The 13,626-nt window shown below is 69.5% G+C and carries 13 protein-coding genes; 10 read left to right on the top strand and 3 right to left on the bottom strand.

What is annotated here, in order from left to right:
• The first annotated feature begins 25 nt into the window (after positions 1–25).
• Genes leuS through holA form a run of 3 tightly spaced genes read left to right on the top strand, consistent with a single transcriptional unit; the run spans position 26 to position 4,160 of the window.
• Positions 26–2,596 (top strand): leucine--tRNA ligase, encoded by a 2,571-nt coding sequence (gene leuS / locus EJ913_RS09090; protein WP_126996949.1) that lies wholly within the window; start codon positions 26–28, stop codon positions 2,594–2,596.
• The gene (gene lptE, locus EJ913_RS09085) at positions 2,583–3,113 is read left to right on the top strand and encodes an LPS assembly lipoprotein LptE (RefSeq protein WP_126996947.1); all 531 of its coding nucleotides are present in this window, start codon (positions 2,583–2,585) and stop codon (positions 3,111–3,113) included. The genes leuS and lptE overlap by 14 nt, the downstream gene beginning before the upstream one ends.
• A 21-nt stretch (positions 3,114–3,134) precedes the next feature.
• Positions 3,135–4,160 carry a DNA polymerase III subunit delta gene (gene holA, locus EJ913_RS09080; RefSeq protein WP_126996945.1) on the top strand — a complete coding sequence of 342 codons (1,026 nt, stop codon included), beginning with the start codon at positions 3,135–3,137 and terminating at the stop codon, positions 4,158–4,160.
• Between the two features lie 138 nt (positions 4,161–4,298).
• On the opposite strand, the gene EJ913_RS09075 is transcribed toward holA, so the two are convergent.
• Complete coding sequence (locus tag EJ913_RS09075; protein WP_244939295.1) at positions 4,299–5,453, bottom strand: penicillin-binding protein activator; 1,155 nt, start codon at positions 5,451–5,453, stop codon at positions 4,299–4,301.
• A gap of 41 nt (positions 5,454–5,494) precedes the next feature.
• Here EJ913_RS09075 and rsmI point away from each other — a divergent pair, with 41 nt between their 5' ends.
• The 6 genes from rsmI (at position 5,495) to EJ913_RS09045 (ending at position 10,746) form a co-directional block, all read left to right on the top strand.
• On the top strand, positions 5,495–6,448 hold the full coding sequence (gene rsmI / locus EJ913_RS09070; protein WP_425321108.1) for a 16S rRNA (cytidine(1402)-2'-O)-methyltransferase: 954 nt from the start codon (positions 5,495–5,497) through the stop codon (positions 6,446–6,448).
• Positions 6,441–6,809: a YraN family protein gene (locus EJ913_RS09065; protein ID WP_126996941.1), complete on the top strand. Its 369-nt coding sequence runs from the start codon at positions 6,441–6,443 to the stop codon at positions 6,807–6,809. Before rsmI ends, EJ913_RS09065 begins: the two co-directional genes overlap by 8 nt.
• Before the next feature lie 40 nt (positions 6,810–6,849).
• A complete protein-coding gene (locus EJ913_RS09060; RefSeq protein WP_126996939.1) occupies positions 6,850–7,683 on the top strand; it encodes a SirB1 family protein in 834 nt (277 codons plus the stop codon).
• Between the two features lie 44 nt (positions 7,684–7,727).
• On the top strand, positions 7,728–8,675 hold the full coding sequence (gene gshB, locus EJ913_RS09055) for a glutathione synthase (protein ID WP_126996937.1): 948 nt from the start codon (positions 7,728–7,730) through the stop codon (positions 8,673–8,675).
• Between the two features lie 438 nt (positions 8,676–9,113).
• On the top strand, positions 9,114–10,112 hold the full coding sequence (trpS, locus tag EJ913_RS09050) for a tryptophan--tRNA ligase (protein WP_126996935.1): 999 nt from the start codon (positions 9,114–9,116) through the stop codon (positions 10,110–10,112).
• Between the two features lie 13 nt (positions 10,113–10,125).
• On the top strand, positions 10,126–10,746 hold the full coding sequence (locus tag EJ913_RS09045) for a pyroglutamyl-peptidase I (RefSeq protein WP_126996933.1): 621 nt from the start codon (positions 10,126–10,128) through the stop codon (positions 10,744–10,746).
• A gap of 32 nt (positions 10,747–10,778) precedes the next feature.
• Here EJ913_RS09045 and EJ913_RS09040 read toward each other — a convergent pair whose 3' ends face one another.
• Together EJ913_RS09040 and EJ913_RS09035 are read right to left on the bottom strand one after the other, a co-directional pair.
• Entirely contained in the window at positions 10,779–11,153 is a 375-nt protein-coding gene (locus tag EJ913_RS09040; RefSeq protein ID WP_126996931.1) for a helix-turn-helix domain-containing protein, read from the bottom strand.
• A 428-nt stretch (positions 11,154–11,581) separates the two neighbouring features.
• Entirely contained in the window at positions 11,582–11,779 is a 198-nt protein-coding gene (locus EJ913_RS09035; RefSeq protein ID WP_126996929.1) for a hypothetical protein, read from the bottom strand.
• Between the two features lie 268 nt (positions 11,780–12,047).
• On the opposite strand from EJ913_RS09035, the gene EJ913_RS09030 reads away from it, so the two are divergent.
• Entirely contained in the window at positions 12,048–13,613 is a 1,566-nt protein-coding gene (locus tag EJ913_RS09030; RefSeq protein WP_244939293.1) for an alpha/beta hydrolase, read from the top strand.
• Positions 13,614–13,626 lie beyond the last annotated feature (13 nt).

Genomic DNA, 13,626 nt, shown 5'->3' with positions numbered 1-13,626 from the left:
GAACAACGGGAAACGGCGTCTCCTCATGTCGCGTTACAATGTCAAGGAAACCGAGGCGAAATGGCAATCCGCGTGGGAGAGCCAAGGCTGCTTCACCGCGCGTGAGGACGCCTCCCGTCCGAAATACTATGTGCTGGAGATGTTCCCCTATCCGTCGGGGCGCATCCACATGGGCCACGTCCGCAACTACACCATCGGCGACGTGATCGCCCGGTTCAAGCGGGCCAAGGGCTTCAACGTCCTGCACCCGATGGGCTGGGACGCCTTCGGCCTGCCCGCCGAGAACGCGGCGCTGGAGAAGAAGACCCACCCGGCGAGCTGGACCCGCGAGAACATCGCGACCATGCGCGGCCAGTTGAAGACGATGGGCCTGTCCATCGACTGGGAGCGCGAGATCGCCACCTGCGACGTGGAGTATTACCGCCACGAGCAGAAGATGTTCCTGGACTTCCTGAAGGCAGGCCTCGCCTACCGCAAGGAATCCTGGGTCAACTGGGATCCGGTGGACAACACCGTGCTGGCCAACGAGCAGGTGATCGACGGGCGCGGCTGGCGCACCGGCGCGCTGGTCGAGAAGCGCAAGCTGTCCCAGTGGTTCCTCAAGATCACCGCCTTCGCGGAAGACCTGCTGAAGGGGCTGGAGACGCTGGACCGCTGGCCCGAGCGCGTCCGCATCATGCAGGAGAACTGGATCGGCAAGTCGACCGGCCTGCGTTTCCGCTTCGCGCTGAAGGACCGCGCCGATACCCTCGAGGTCTTCACGACCCGGCCCGACACGCTGTTCGGCGCCTCTTTCGCGGCGATCTCGCCCAACCACCCGCTGGCCGGCGAGCTGGCGGCGAACAACCCGGAACTGGCCGAGTTCATCGCCGAGTGCAACCGGCTGGGCACCAGCGAGGAGGCCATCGAGACGGCGGAGAAGCGCGGCTTCGACACCGGTCTCAAGGTGATTCACCCGCTCGACCCGAGCTGGGAGCTGCCGGTCTACGTCGCCAACTTCGTGCTGATGGAATACGGCACGGGCGCGATCTTCGCCTGCCCGGCGCACGACCAGCGCGATCTGGACTTCGCCCGCAAATACGGCCTGCCGGTCCGCCCGGTGGTGATCCCCGAGGACGCCGATCCCGCGACCTTCGACGTCGGCACCGAGGCCTACACCGGCCCCGGCCTGCTGCGGAATTCGTCCTTCCTCGACGGCCTCGACAGCGAGGCGGGCAAGCGGGCGGTCGGCGAGCGGCTCGAGTCGACCGGCCAGGGCGAGCGCACCACGCAGTACCGCCTGCGCGACTGGGGCGTGTCGCGCCAGCGCTATTGGGGCTGCCCGATCCCGGTCATCCACTGCGACGCCTGCGGCATCGTTCCGGTCCCGGCCGAGCAGCTCCCCGTGGTGCTGCCGGAGGACGTGACCTTCGACAAGCCCGGCAACCCGCTGGCGCACCACCCGACCTGGAAGCACACGACCTGCCCGCATTGCGGCAATCCGGCGACGCGCGAGACCGACACCTTCGACACCTTCATCGAGTCGTCCTGGTATTTCGCCCGCTTCTGCTCGCCCAAGGAGGAAGGCACCGCCTTCACCCGCGAGTCGGTGGACTACTGGCTGGGCGTCGACCAGTACATCGGCGGCATCGAACACGCGGTTCTGCACCTGCTCTACTCGCGCTTCTGGACCCGCGCGCTGAAAACCTGCGGCTACCTGAACCTGGACGAGCCGTTCACCGGCCTGTTCACCCAGGGCATGGTCAACCACGAGACCTACAAGGACGCCGACACCAACGCGTGGCTGGCTCCGACCGACCTGACGCGGAACGACAAGGGCGAGTGGGTCCGCGAGGACACCGGCGCGCCGGTCACCGTCGGCCGCGTCGAGAAGATGTCGAAGTCCAAGAAGAACGTGGTGGACCCGGCGCACATCATCGGCACCTACGGGGCCGACGCCGCCCGCCTGTTCATGCTGTCCGACAGCCCGCCGGAACGCGACCTGGAATGGACCGAGGCCGGCATCGACGGCGCGTGGCGTTACATCAACCGCCTGTGGCGGATGATCACGGAAGCCCCGGTCGCCCTGCCCGCCCCCGGCACGCCCAAGCCCGCCGCGTTCAGCCCCAAGGCCGAGGCCGCCCGCCGCCTGGTCCACAAGGCCATCGCCGGCATGTCCGACGACCTCGACAAGTTCCGCTTCAACAAGGCGGTGGCCCGCGTCCGCGAGCTGTCGAACGCGCTGGGCGAACTCGACGGCAAGGGTGACGGCGAGGCCTGGGTTCTGCGCGAGGGCTTCGAGTCGGTGGTCCGCCTGATCGGCCCGATGATGCCGCATCTGGCTGAAGAGCTGTGGGTTCAGCTGGGCCACGACGGCCTGCTGACCGACCAGCCCTGGCCGGAAGCCGACGCCGCGCTGGTGGTCGAGGACAGCGTCACCATGGCCGTGCAGGTCAACGGCAAGCTCCGCGCCACGCTGGAGCTGCCGCGCGACATGGCCAAGGACGCCGCCGAACAGGCGGCGCTCGCCGATCCGAACGTCCAGCGCGCGCTGGAGGGCAAGCCGGTGCGCAAAGTCATCGTCGTCCCGAACCGGGTGATCAATGTCGTCGTCTGACCTCGGCGGGCTCCGCCGCTTCCTCACGCGGGGGCTTCTCGCCCTCGCGGTCTCCGCCACGGCGGCCTGCGGCTTCCAGCCGCTCTACGGCGACCGCGGCGTCGGGGCCGGAGCGGCGGAGAAGCTGAACAGCGTCGAGATCGCCTCGATCCCCGACCGGGAAGGGCAGAAGCTGCGCAACCTGCTGATCGACCGCTTCTACGAGTCGAGCCGGCCGGGCAACCCGCGCTACCGCCTGGACGTCGTCCTGACGGCGACCGAGCAGAAGCTGGCCCTGCAGAAGGACGCCTCGGCGGTCCGTGCCCAGCTTCTGGTCAACGCGCCCTACCGGCTGACCGACACGGCGGACGGCAAGGTGGTGTTCGCGTCGAGCGCCCGGTCGATGATCAGTTACAACATTCTGGAACAGCATTACGCCGGAGTGCTGACGGTGGAGAACGCCTATGACCGGGCGTTGCAGGAGATCTCCAACGACATCACGACCCGCGTCGCGATGCATCTCGGCCGTGGGTCGTAACCCGGCGGAAGGCCGCTTCCGGTGAAGCTGCAAGCCAAGGCCATCGACGGTTTCCTGCGCAAGCCCGACCCCAAGGTGCGGGCGGTGCTGCTCTACGGTCCCGATTCCGGGCTGGTGCGCGACCGTGCCCAGACGCTCGGCCGCACCGTGGTGGAGGATCTGGCCGATCCCTTCCGCGTCGCCGAGTTCCATGGCCGCGCCATCGCCGACGACCCGGCCAAGCTGGCCGACGAGGCGGCGGCGCTGTCCTTCACCGGAGGGCGCCGCCTGATCCGCGTGCGCGACGCCGAGGACAACGCGACCTCCGCCTTCACCGCCTTCCTCGACAACCTGCCGCCCGGCGACAGCCTCGTGGTCGTCGAGGCGGGCGATCTCGGCGCGCGGTCGAAGCTGCGTCTGCTGTTCGAGGGGGAGGATTCCGCCGCCGCCATCCCCTGCTACGTGGAGGAGGAGGCCTCGCTCGGCCGGGTCATCGCCGACATCCTGCACGGCCACGGCCTGACCGCCGATCCCGACGCGCTGACCTTCCTGGCCGGCAACCTCGTCGGCGACCGCATGGTCGCGCGCGGCGAGGCGGAGAAGCTGGCGCTCTACATGGGCACGACCAAGCGCGTGACGCTGGAGGACGCCCAGGCCTGCATCGGCGACAGCGCCGCCCTGTCGATGGACGAACCGGTCTGGGCGGCGGCGGAGGGCGATTTCGCCACGCTCGACCGCTCCCTGGCCCGGCTGTTCGCGGAGGGCACCTCGCCGGTGCCGATCCTGCGCGGGGCGCAGCGCCATTTCCAGCGCCTGCATTTGATCGGCGCCCAAGTCGCGGCCGGAAAATCCGCCGAGGCCGCCATCGAGTCGATCCGCCCGCCGGTCTTCTTCAAGCTGAAAACCCGGTTGGTCGGGCAGACCCGCCGCTGGTCGCCAAACCTCGTCCGTCAGGCGCTGGAGCGGCTGGTGGATGCCGAGGCCGACTGCAAGCGCACCAACATGCCCGATCAGACCATCTGCGCGCGGGTGCTGTTCCAGCTCGCCTCGCTGGCGGCGCGGCGGTAGGGGAAGCCACAACGACGCTGTTGCCCCCTCCCCGACCCTCCCCCGCTTCGCGGGAGAGGGGGCCAGGAGCTTTGTCGAAATCCAGCGGCAGTCCCCTCTCCCGCGCAGCGGGGGAGGGTTAGGGAGGGGGCAAACGCCTCACTGTCCCAGAACGTCGAAGTTCGGCGGCGCCGGATCGACCACGCGCGATCCGGTGGGCGTCACCTCCAGCACCGCCAGACCACGTTCCACCAGACCGTTCGGGCGCAGGCGGAACAGCCCGTCGATGCCCTCGAAGCCGCTGGGGTTGGTCAGCGCCGTGCGGTCGAAGGGCGCCGCCGGTCCGCCGATCCGCGCCAGAACGGCGGCGATCGCCGTCGCGTCGTAGGACAGCGTCGCGATGCGCGGCGGCTTGCGCCCGTAGGTCTGCTCGAATTTCGCCTCGAACTCGGCGCGGGGCTGCGGGGCCGGGGCGGCGTACCACGCGCCGACCAGCGCCGGCTCCTGACCCAGATTGGTGGTCTGGGCGTCGTCCCACAGCCCGGTGCCCAGCAGCTTGACCTGCTGCGGCGCCACGCCATTCGACGCCAGCGCCGACGCGATGCCTTGCGCGCGGGCGCCACCCTCGGCCAGCAGCACCGCCTGCGGCTGGCTCTGGGCCTGCGCCACCTGCTTGGCCGGGATCGACAGATCCGGCACCGCCGGATCGTACCGTTCCACCTGCGCAACGGTCCCGCCCAGCCGCTGGCTGACCGTCTGCAACGCGCTGACCACCGCGTCGCCATAGGGGGTGCGCGGCGCCAGCGCGACGTAGCGGGTGATGCCCTGCGAACGGGCGTAGCCGGCGACGCGCTCCACCTGATAGGCCGGCACGAAGCCCATCACATAGGCGCCGGGACCGCCCTGGGTCCAATCGTTGGTGAAGGCCAGCAGCTCGACGCCGGCGTTCTGGGCCACCGGCTTGACCGCCGCGACCTCCGCCCCGAACAGCGGGCCGAGAATCAGCCGCGCCCCCTCGGCGATGGCCTGACGCGCCGCGTCGGCGGCGCCGTTGGGCGTTCCCTTGGTGTCGCGCGGCAGCAGCTCGAACCCCTCGCCGGCCATGTCGAACAGGGCGAGCTGCGCCGCGTCGAGCATCGGCTGGCCGATCTGGGCGCTCGGCCCGGTCAGCGGCAGCAGAAGCGCCACCTTGACCGTCTGGGGGGCGACCGGCTGCGCCATCGGGGCGGGAAGCGGTTGCGGCGCTTGTGCCACGGGCGGCGGGGCCTTTACAGTCGAGCAGGCCGACAGCCCGGCGACCAACAAGGCTGCCACGCCGTAACGTTTCAGACCTTGTGAGAAAGCTGTTGCCAAGCGTGCCACCGATCGTCTCCACATCCGCTGCGGCCCAAAGTGGCGCTCAAGGTAGCGGCCCGGACGCCGCAAGTAAACTCGCGCCCGGACTTTATGTCGTGGCTACCCCCATCGGAAACGCCGCCGACATCACCCTGCGTGCCTTGGACACCCTGACCCGCGCCACCGCGATCGCCTGCGAGGACACGCGGGTGACGGCGAAGCTGATGGGCATCCACGGCATCCACACGCCCTTCGTCTCCTACCACGAGCACAACGCGGCAAGGATGCGTCCGATCCTGATCGAGCGCATGAAAGCCGGCGAGTCCATCGCGCTGGTCACCGACGCCGGCACGCCGCTGGTCTCCGACCCCGGCTACAAGCTGGTGCGGGAGTGCGTGGCGGAAGGGGTGGCGGTCACCACCCTGCCCGGCGCCTCGGCCCCGCTGGTGGCGCTGGTGCTGTCCGGGCTGCCGACCGACCGCTTCCTGTTCGCGGGCTTCCTGCCCAACAAGAGCAGCGCGCGCCGCGCCACCGCTGGCGAGCTGAAGAACGTCCCGGCCACGCTGGTCTTCTTCGAATCCCCGCAGCGCCTGCCGGAGTCGCTGGCCGACCTCGCCGAGATCCTGGGACCGCGCGAGGCCGCCGTCGCCCGCGAGTTGACCAAATACTACGAGGAGGTCCGGCGCGGCCCCCTGCCCGAGTTGGCCGCCCATTACGCCGAGGCCGGCCCGCCAAAGGGCGAGGTGGTGCTGGTGATCGGCCCGCCCGGCGAGGAGGATACCCCCGGCGAGGCCGACATCGACGCCCTGCTGTGCGAAGCGCTGACCCGGCTGCGGGTGCGCGACGCCGCGGCCGACGTCGCCGCCCGCACCGGCCAGCCCAAGCGCGCGGTCTACGCCCGCGCCCTGGAACTGGCGCGCGAGCAGCCGGCGGATGAAAAGCCGGCGCGCGGCGGAGGGGAGCGCCATGGCTGAGCTGGACGCGCTGCGCCGCCGCGCGGAGTTCTTCGGCCGGCTGGCCGAGGGGCTGTGCCGGCTGTCGCTGCGTCTGAAAGGCTACCGCATCCTCGCCACCCGGCTGCGCACCCCGATGGGCGAGATCGACATCGTGGCCAAGCGCGGCCGCACCATCGCCATCGTCGAGGTCAAGGCGCGCAACGACTGGGACACCGCCAACGAGGCGGTCGGCGCCCGCCAGCGCGGCCGGCTCGCCCGCGCCGCCCACGTCTACCTCGCCGCCAACCCGCGCTACGCGGGCTATGTCTTGCGCTTCGACGTGATGCTCGTTACGCCTTGGGCCTGGCCGCGCCACCTGATCGACGCGTGGCGGATCTGAGAGAGCGACGGGAAGGACAGCCCCCCTTGAGGACAGCCCCTTGACCAGCGATGCCGAAGCCCGCGAGATCCTGCGCCGCACCGGCGACCTGCCGGACGACGAGATCGATCTGGCCGAAGCCGCCCTGGCGCTCGGTGCGCTGGAACGGCCCAACACCGATCTCGGCGGCTACCGCCGGCACATCCAGGCCATCGTCGCGGATCTGGCCGAGCGCGCCGACGCGGACGCCGACGGGCTGGAGGACCGCATCGCGTCGCTGCACGCGGTGATCGGCGAACGGCACGGCTATTCCGGCGACCACGACACCTACGACGACCTCCAGAACGCCAACATGCTGCGCGTGATCGACCGGCGGCGCGGGCTTCCGGTGGCGCTGGGCATCCTCTATCTGCACGCCGCCCGCTCGCGCGGCTGGGCGATGGTCGGGCTGAACTTCCCCGGCCATTTCCTGGTCCGCATCGACAAGGGTCCGGTCCGCGCCATCATCGACCCCTTCAACGAGGGGCAGGTCAGGACGGTCGTCGACCTGCGCGACCTGCTGAAGGCCACCGCCGGCAGCGCCGCCGAGCTGGAGCCCGAGCATTACCAGCCGGTGTCGAACCGCGACGTGCTGCTGCGGCTCCAGAACAACATCAAGCTGCGGCACCTGTCGGCGCACGACGTGCCGAAGGCGCTGGAGGTGCTGTCGGGCATGCGCCTGTTCGCCCCCCACGAGCCGGCGCTGTGGCGCGAGACCGGCCTGCTGGAAGCCCACGCCGGCAACCTCAAGGACGCCATCACGGCGCTGGAAACCTTCATGGCGCTGACCGGCGACGAGCACCACCGGCACCAGACCGCCTCGCTGATCCAGCAGTTGAAGAAGCGCCTGAACTGACGAAGACCCAACCGAATGGCCGATTCACCGGCCGGAGACCCGCCATGAGCCTCGCCGTCGCGTTCCAGATGGACCCCATCGAGTCGATCAACATCGACACCGATTCCAGCTTCATGATGGCGCTGGAGGCGCAGAAGCGCGGCCACCGCCTGTACCACTACCACCCGCGCGACCTCAGCCTGACCGGCAACAAGCTGACCGCCCGCGTGCGGGAGATGACCGTGGTGCGCCAGCGCGGCGCGCATTACACGCTGGGCGAGGCGAAGCTGGTGGATCTGAGCACGATGGACATCATCATGCTGCGCCAGGACCCGCCCTTCGACATGGCCTACATCACCTCCACCCATCTGCTGGAGCATGTGCAGCCCAAGGTGCTGGTGCTGAACGACCCGGCCGAGGTGCGCAACGCGCCGGAGAAGATCTTCATCACCCGCTTCCCCGACCTGATGCCGCCGACGCTGATCACCAGCGACAAGCAGGCCATTTTGGACTTCCGGGCCGAGCACAAGGACATCATCGTCAAGCCGCTGTTCGGCAACGGCGGGGCCGGCGTCTTCCACCTGAAGCCGGACGACGAGAATCTGGGCTCCCTGCTGGAGCTGTTCACCCAGCTCTACCGCGAGCCGGTGATCGTCCAGCGCTACCTGCCGGAAATCCGCCAAGGCGACAAGCGCATCATCCTGATCGACGGCGAGCCGGCCGGCGCCGTCAGCCGCATGCCGCAGGAGGGCGAGGCCCGCGCCAACTTCCACGCCGGCGGCAGCGCCAAGAAGACCGAGCTGACCGAGCGTGAGCGCGCCATCTGCGCCGCCATCGGCCCGGTGCTGCGCGAGAAGGGGCTGGTCTTCGTCGGCATCGACGTGATCGGCGACTACATGACGGAAATCAACGTCACCTCGCCGACCGGCATTCAGGAGATCAACCGGCTGGACGGCGTGCAATTGGAGGCCCAGCTCTGGGACGCCATCGAACGCCGCCGCGCGGCGGCGTGAGGAAGACTTTTACAGCTTCCCCGTGTCTTTCGAGCTGACCCACCCTTGAAGGCGGACGGGCTCGGGCGTATCTTGGTGACCATGGGGACGGCGGTTGCCTCCACCGCCCCCAGGTCCAGTCCTTAGCGGAAGAGATCGAGCAGGCGCTTGATCACTTCCAGCAGCAGGACCAGAAGGGTAAGGATGTCGCGCATCCTTCATCTCCTCCTGTGTGGCGGGGGCGGTCGGTCCGCCCCCTCCAGACCACACCGCGTTGCGGTAGCACACAAAGGCGTTCTTCGCAACCGAAGCGCTTATGTCCACGCTCCAACACACGTCTCTCCTCTCCCGCCACTCCGGTAGCCCTTGCCGCACCCTGGTTTTGCGCGGCGTGCCTTGACCACCGCGCCGGGGGGGGCGATAACTCCGGCCTCCCAGAGTTTTCGAGCGAGACGACCCGTGAACCGCATCTTTTCCGGCATGCAGCCGACCCGGCAGCTTCACCTCGGCAACTATCTGGGGGCGCTGCGCAATTGGGTGCAGCTGCAGAACAGCTACGAATGCATCTTCTGCGTCGTCGATCTGCACGCCCTGACCATCGACCAGGACCCCGAGGTCCTGCGCAACAACATCCGCGAGGTCGCCGCCGCCTACATCGCGGCCGGCATCGACCCGGAGAAGAACATCCTCTTCAACCAGTCCTATGTTTCCGGCCACGCCGAACTGGGGTGGATCCTGTCCTGCCACACGCCGCTCGGCTGGCTGAACCGGATGACCCAGTTCAAGGAGAAGGCCGGCAAGCAGAAGGACATGGCCAACCTCGGCCTCTACGCCTACCCGACGCTGATGGCCGCCGACATCCTGCTCTACAAGGCGACCCACGTCCCGGTCGGCGAGGACCAGAAGCAGCATCTGGAGCTGGCCCGCGACATCGCCGGCGCCTTCAACCGCCGCTACGAGACCGAGTTCTTCCCGCAGCCCGAGCCGCAGATCCTGGGCGAGGCGACCCGCGTGATGAGCCTGCGCGACGGCAAGAAGAAGATGTCGAAGTCGGACGAGTCCGAATACTCGCGCATCAACATGACCGACGACGCCGACACCATCGCGCAGAAGATCCGCAAGGCCAAGACCGACCCGGAACCCCTGCCCGAAACCGTCACCGAGCTGGAGGCGCGGCCCGAGGCCGACAACCTCGTGACGATCTACTCGGCGCTCGCCGGCCAGTCGCGCGAACAGACGCTGGCCCAGTTCGCGGGCGCCCAGTTCTCCGGCTTCAAGGCGGCGCTGGTCGACCTGTCGGTCGCCAAGCTGGCGCCGATGACGACGCGCATGAAGGAACTGCTCGACGACAAGGCGGAAATCGACCGTCTGCTGCGCCAGGGCGGCGAGCGCGCCGCCGCCATCGCCGAGAAGACGCTGAACGACGTCAAGGACACCATCGGCCTGCTGCGCCCGTAAGGACGATCCAGCGATGACGGCCCCCATCCTGCTCACCGGCTTCCAACCCATCGGCGAGGGAACGGTCGATCCGACCGCCTTGCTGATGGAGCGGCTGGCTGGGGAGCCGGGGGTCGTCACCGCCATCCTTACCCCGGTCTACGACCGCTGCGGCGACGAGTTCGCCGAACTGCTCGACCGGCACGCCCCGATGGCGGCGCTGGGCTTCGCCCTCGCGGAGGCGACCGATTACATCCGGGTCGAGCGCATCGCCTGGAACTGCGACGAAAGCCCCCGCCCCGACGAGGCCGGCACGATCCGGGAGCAACAGGCCATCGCTCCGGACGGACCGACCGCCTACGGATCGACGCTGCCGATCCCGCGCGTGATGCGGGAGCTGGCCATGGCCGGGCTGCCGGTGACCTTCGGGGATTTTTCCGGCGGCTTTCTCGGCAACCACCTGTTCTACCGCGCCCGCCACGCCATCGAGACGGCGGGGCTGGACGTGCCGATGGGGTTCTTCCACATGCCGCCGCTGCCCGAGCGGGTGGCGGAGGTGCGGGGCCGGGCCGGCCTGCCGCTGGAGCGCCAGGAACTGGCGGCGCGCGTCCTGCTGGACATGCTGTGGCGCGCGCTGGGCGGACCCCATAAATAAGGATGGGTAAGTAAGGATAGAGGAAGGACCCGTCAGGCCGATTTCGCGGCGCGGCGGCTGTCGGCCGGGTTGACGATGGCGCGCAGGTCGGCGAGGAACGCGCGGCCGGAATCGGTCAGCGTGACGATCTTGCGGCGGCGCTCGCGCGGGTCTTCCTGCGCCTGCACCAGATCCAGCCCGGCCTTGCCGAAGCTGTGCCAGCGACTGAGCGCCGCGACGTTGCGCGACGCCGACGATTGGGCGATGCCCAGGCGTTCCGCCAACTCGCCGATGGAAATGCCTTCGCTCTGCGCGATGGTCATGAAACTCAACGCGTATTGGATCGGCAGGTCGGGGTCGAGCTTGCGGAACGCCTCAAGCACCTGGACGACGGTGGCGACCTCGTCGTGACGCGCGCGGGCCGGCATTAAAGCGCCTCCGCGCCGTTCGGCGCTAGGTCGTGCGCGATGGTGGTCCCCAGCGGGCCGGTGTGTAGATGACGTTCAGGCGTCCAAGCCATAGGATGACTTCCCCGTTTTCCCGCCGCAGGTCGAACGACCCGGCCGGCGATGCCCAGAGGGCGTGTTCAACGAAGAGACGATGGCCGCAAAAGCCCAGAAACACTGACATGGGATCCTCTCGATATCCGGAATTCAAGCTCGCCCAAGGGGTCAAGGGCCGGGGTGCGATGGTTGCGCATGGTGGCGTGATTGGCGGCTTGGGCGGCCGGATCGCCGGATCGGATGATCCAGGTGGCGGGTACGACGGTTTTCATCGTGATGCTCCAGGGGTTGAGGAAGGCTTGAGGGTTGACTGATGCCGGGGGCGGCGCCACCGGCGAATCCGGTATCGCCGGTCAGCGATACGGTTGCAACGTCAAAAATGTCCGCGCGTCCGAAAGGTTCCGATCGCGGATGTGACGCGGCGCGTGGGACCGCTGGTCCTCGGCGCTGAGGGCGATGTCGCGCCGCAGATGCTCGCCGAGGCGATCCATCCCGGCGCCGCCGCCGGAATCGAGCCAGCGGCTCCGCATCGAGGTCCATAAGGTCGGCATGACGGTGCTCCTTCCGATGTCGCGCCGGCCGCGATGGCCGGCGCCCAAGATCGAAATAATTCCGCAGTCGGATGTGTTGCGTCAAGCGCTCATCCGACCTCGGATGGATGGATCGGCTTCCGCCTGTTGCCGTTATGCATCATACCGGCGGCGTTTTGTGGCATGGAAGACAACAGCCCGGCGCGGCTGGACAATTGCGGGTGGCTCGGTCAAACAAAACGGGGCCGCTTGGCCCACCCCGTTCACGCTTCTCCCGAGTGCTTGGCCCGTGTCCGTCTGCGCCCGTCCCGCGCGGCCCTGGTGGTCGCGGATCACCCCGCCGACGCCGGCCGGGACCGCCTTGGCCTGGGCGATGCTGGCCCAGGCGATTTTGGTTGGCGCAGCGCTTGTCGGCGTGCCCGCCCCGGCGGCGGCGGAGGCGCGCTTCACGCCCGGCCCCTGCTGGTTCAGCGTGCCGGAGGGCGAGGCGGCGCTGTGCGGCACCGTCACCGTCCCCGAACGGCGCGACCGCCCGGCGTCCGGCAGCTTCCGGCTTCCCGTCGCCGTGCTGCTGAGCACCGCCCGCCAGCCCGCCGCCGACCCGGTCCTGTTCCTGGAGGGCGGCCCCGGCGCCTCCCCCTTCGGCAGCGGCGAGGCGACGGAGGAGCGGATGGAGGTGTGGTGGGAGCTGTCCGCCCCCTTCCGCCGCTCGCGCAACGTGATCCTGTTCGACCCGCGCGGCGTCGGCCGGGCGGAACCGGACACCGATTGCCCGGAGCTGGACGCGGTCGGCGCCCAGCCCCGCCTCCGACCGCTGTCGCGCGACCAGCGCGCCACGGCGGAACGCACGGCGCTGGGCGCTTGCGTCAACCGGTTCAAGGCGGTCGGGTTGGACGGCGCGTCGTTCTCCACCCCCGTCGCCGCCGACGACGCGCTGGAGGTGGCGACCGCGTTGGGCGCCCAGCGCGTCAACCTGTTCGCGGTGTCCTACGGCACCCGCGTCGCGCTGGAGATCCTTCGCCGCAACGGCGGGCGCGTGCGCAGCGCCGTGCTGGACTCCGTCTACCCGCCCGACGTGAACGCGCAGGAGGAGGCGCCTTGGCTGGCCCAGCGCGCCTTCCGCCGGCTGTTCGACGATTGCGCCGCCAACCGGGCCTGCCGCGCCGCCTACCCCGATCTGGAAAAGCGCTTCCTCGACCTCGTGCAGCGGCTCGACCGCAACCCGGTCGATCTGATCGTCGGCGATTCCGATGGCCGCCACGCCCTGCGCCTGACCGGCGCCTCGGTCGTCTCCGCCGGGCTGGAGGCGATGTCCACCGGGGAGGCGGTGCCCACGGTGCCGGCGATGATCGACCGGGCCGTGCGCGGCCGTTATGACCTGGTGGCGGAATGGGCGCCGGCCAGCTGGCTGGGCGATTTGGAGATCGCCGATGGCTTGGCCTTCTCCGTCGAATGCCGCGAGACGGTGAATCCGGCCGACCCGCTGAAAAGGGCCGAGAGCGCCCGCCGCTTCCCGCCCTACGGCACCATCGCCGCCGACGACCCGTCGCAGCGGGTCTGCCGCCTGTGGCCGGCGGGCCAGCAGGAGCCGCTGGAGCGCCTGCCGGTGGCCAGCGCCGTCCCGGTCCTGCTGCTGTCGGGCGCCTACGACCCGGTGACGCCGCCGGAATGGGGCGAGCGCGCGGCGGCAACCCTGCCCAAGAGCCGCCATCTGGTGTTCCGCAGCGCCGGCCATCTCGTGACGTCGGGCGAGGACTGCGCGATGGCCGCCGCCGTCACCTTCGTGGAAACCGAGGCCCTGCCCGTCAACGCCTGCCCCGGCGCCGCCAAGCCGCCCCAGTTCGACGTGCCTTGAGGGCATCGGCCCG

The organism is Azospirillum doebereinerae (assembly GCF_003989665.1).
Lineage (GTDB): Bacteria > Pseudomonadota > Alphaproteobacteria > Azospirillales > Azospirillaceae > Azospirillum > Azospirillum doebereinerae.
This window is presented reverse-complemented; position numbering and strand designations above follow the sequence as displayed.

Excerpts from the sequence above, each read along its gene's own strand:
- leuS (WP_126996949.1), top strand. The coding sequence starts at position 26 with ATGTCGCGTTACAATGTCAAGGAAACCGAGGCGAAATGGCAATCCGCG.
- lptE (WP_126996947.1), top strand. The coding sequence starts at position 2,583 with ATGTCGTCGTCTGACCTCGGCGGGCTCCGCCGCTTCCTCACGCGGGGG.
- EJ913_RS09065 (WP_126996941.1), top strand. The coding sequence starts at position 6,441 with ATGGCTGAGCTGGACGCGCTGCGCCGCCGCGCGGAGTTCTTCGGCCGG.
- gshB (WP_126996937.1), top strand. The coding sequence starts at position 7,728 with ATGAGCCTCGCCGTCGCGTTCCAGATGGACCCCATCGAGTCGATCAAC.
- EJ913_RS09045 (WP_126996933.1), top strand. The coding sequence starts at position 10,126 with ATGACGGCCCCCATCCTGCTCACCGGCTTCCAACCCATCGGCGAGGGA.
- EJ913_RS09040 (WP_126996931.1), bottom strand. The coding sequence starts at position 11,153 with ATGCCGGCCCGCGCGCGTCACGACGAGGTCGCCACCGTCGTCCAGGTG.
- EJ913_RS09035 (WP_126996929.1), bottom strand. The coding sequence starts at position 11,779 with ATGCCGACCTTATGGACCTCGATGCGGAGCCGCTGGCTCGATTCCGGC.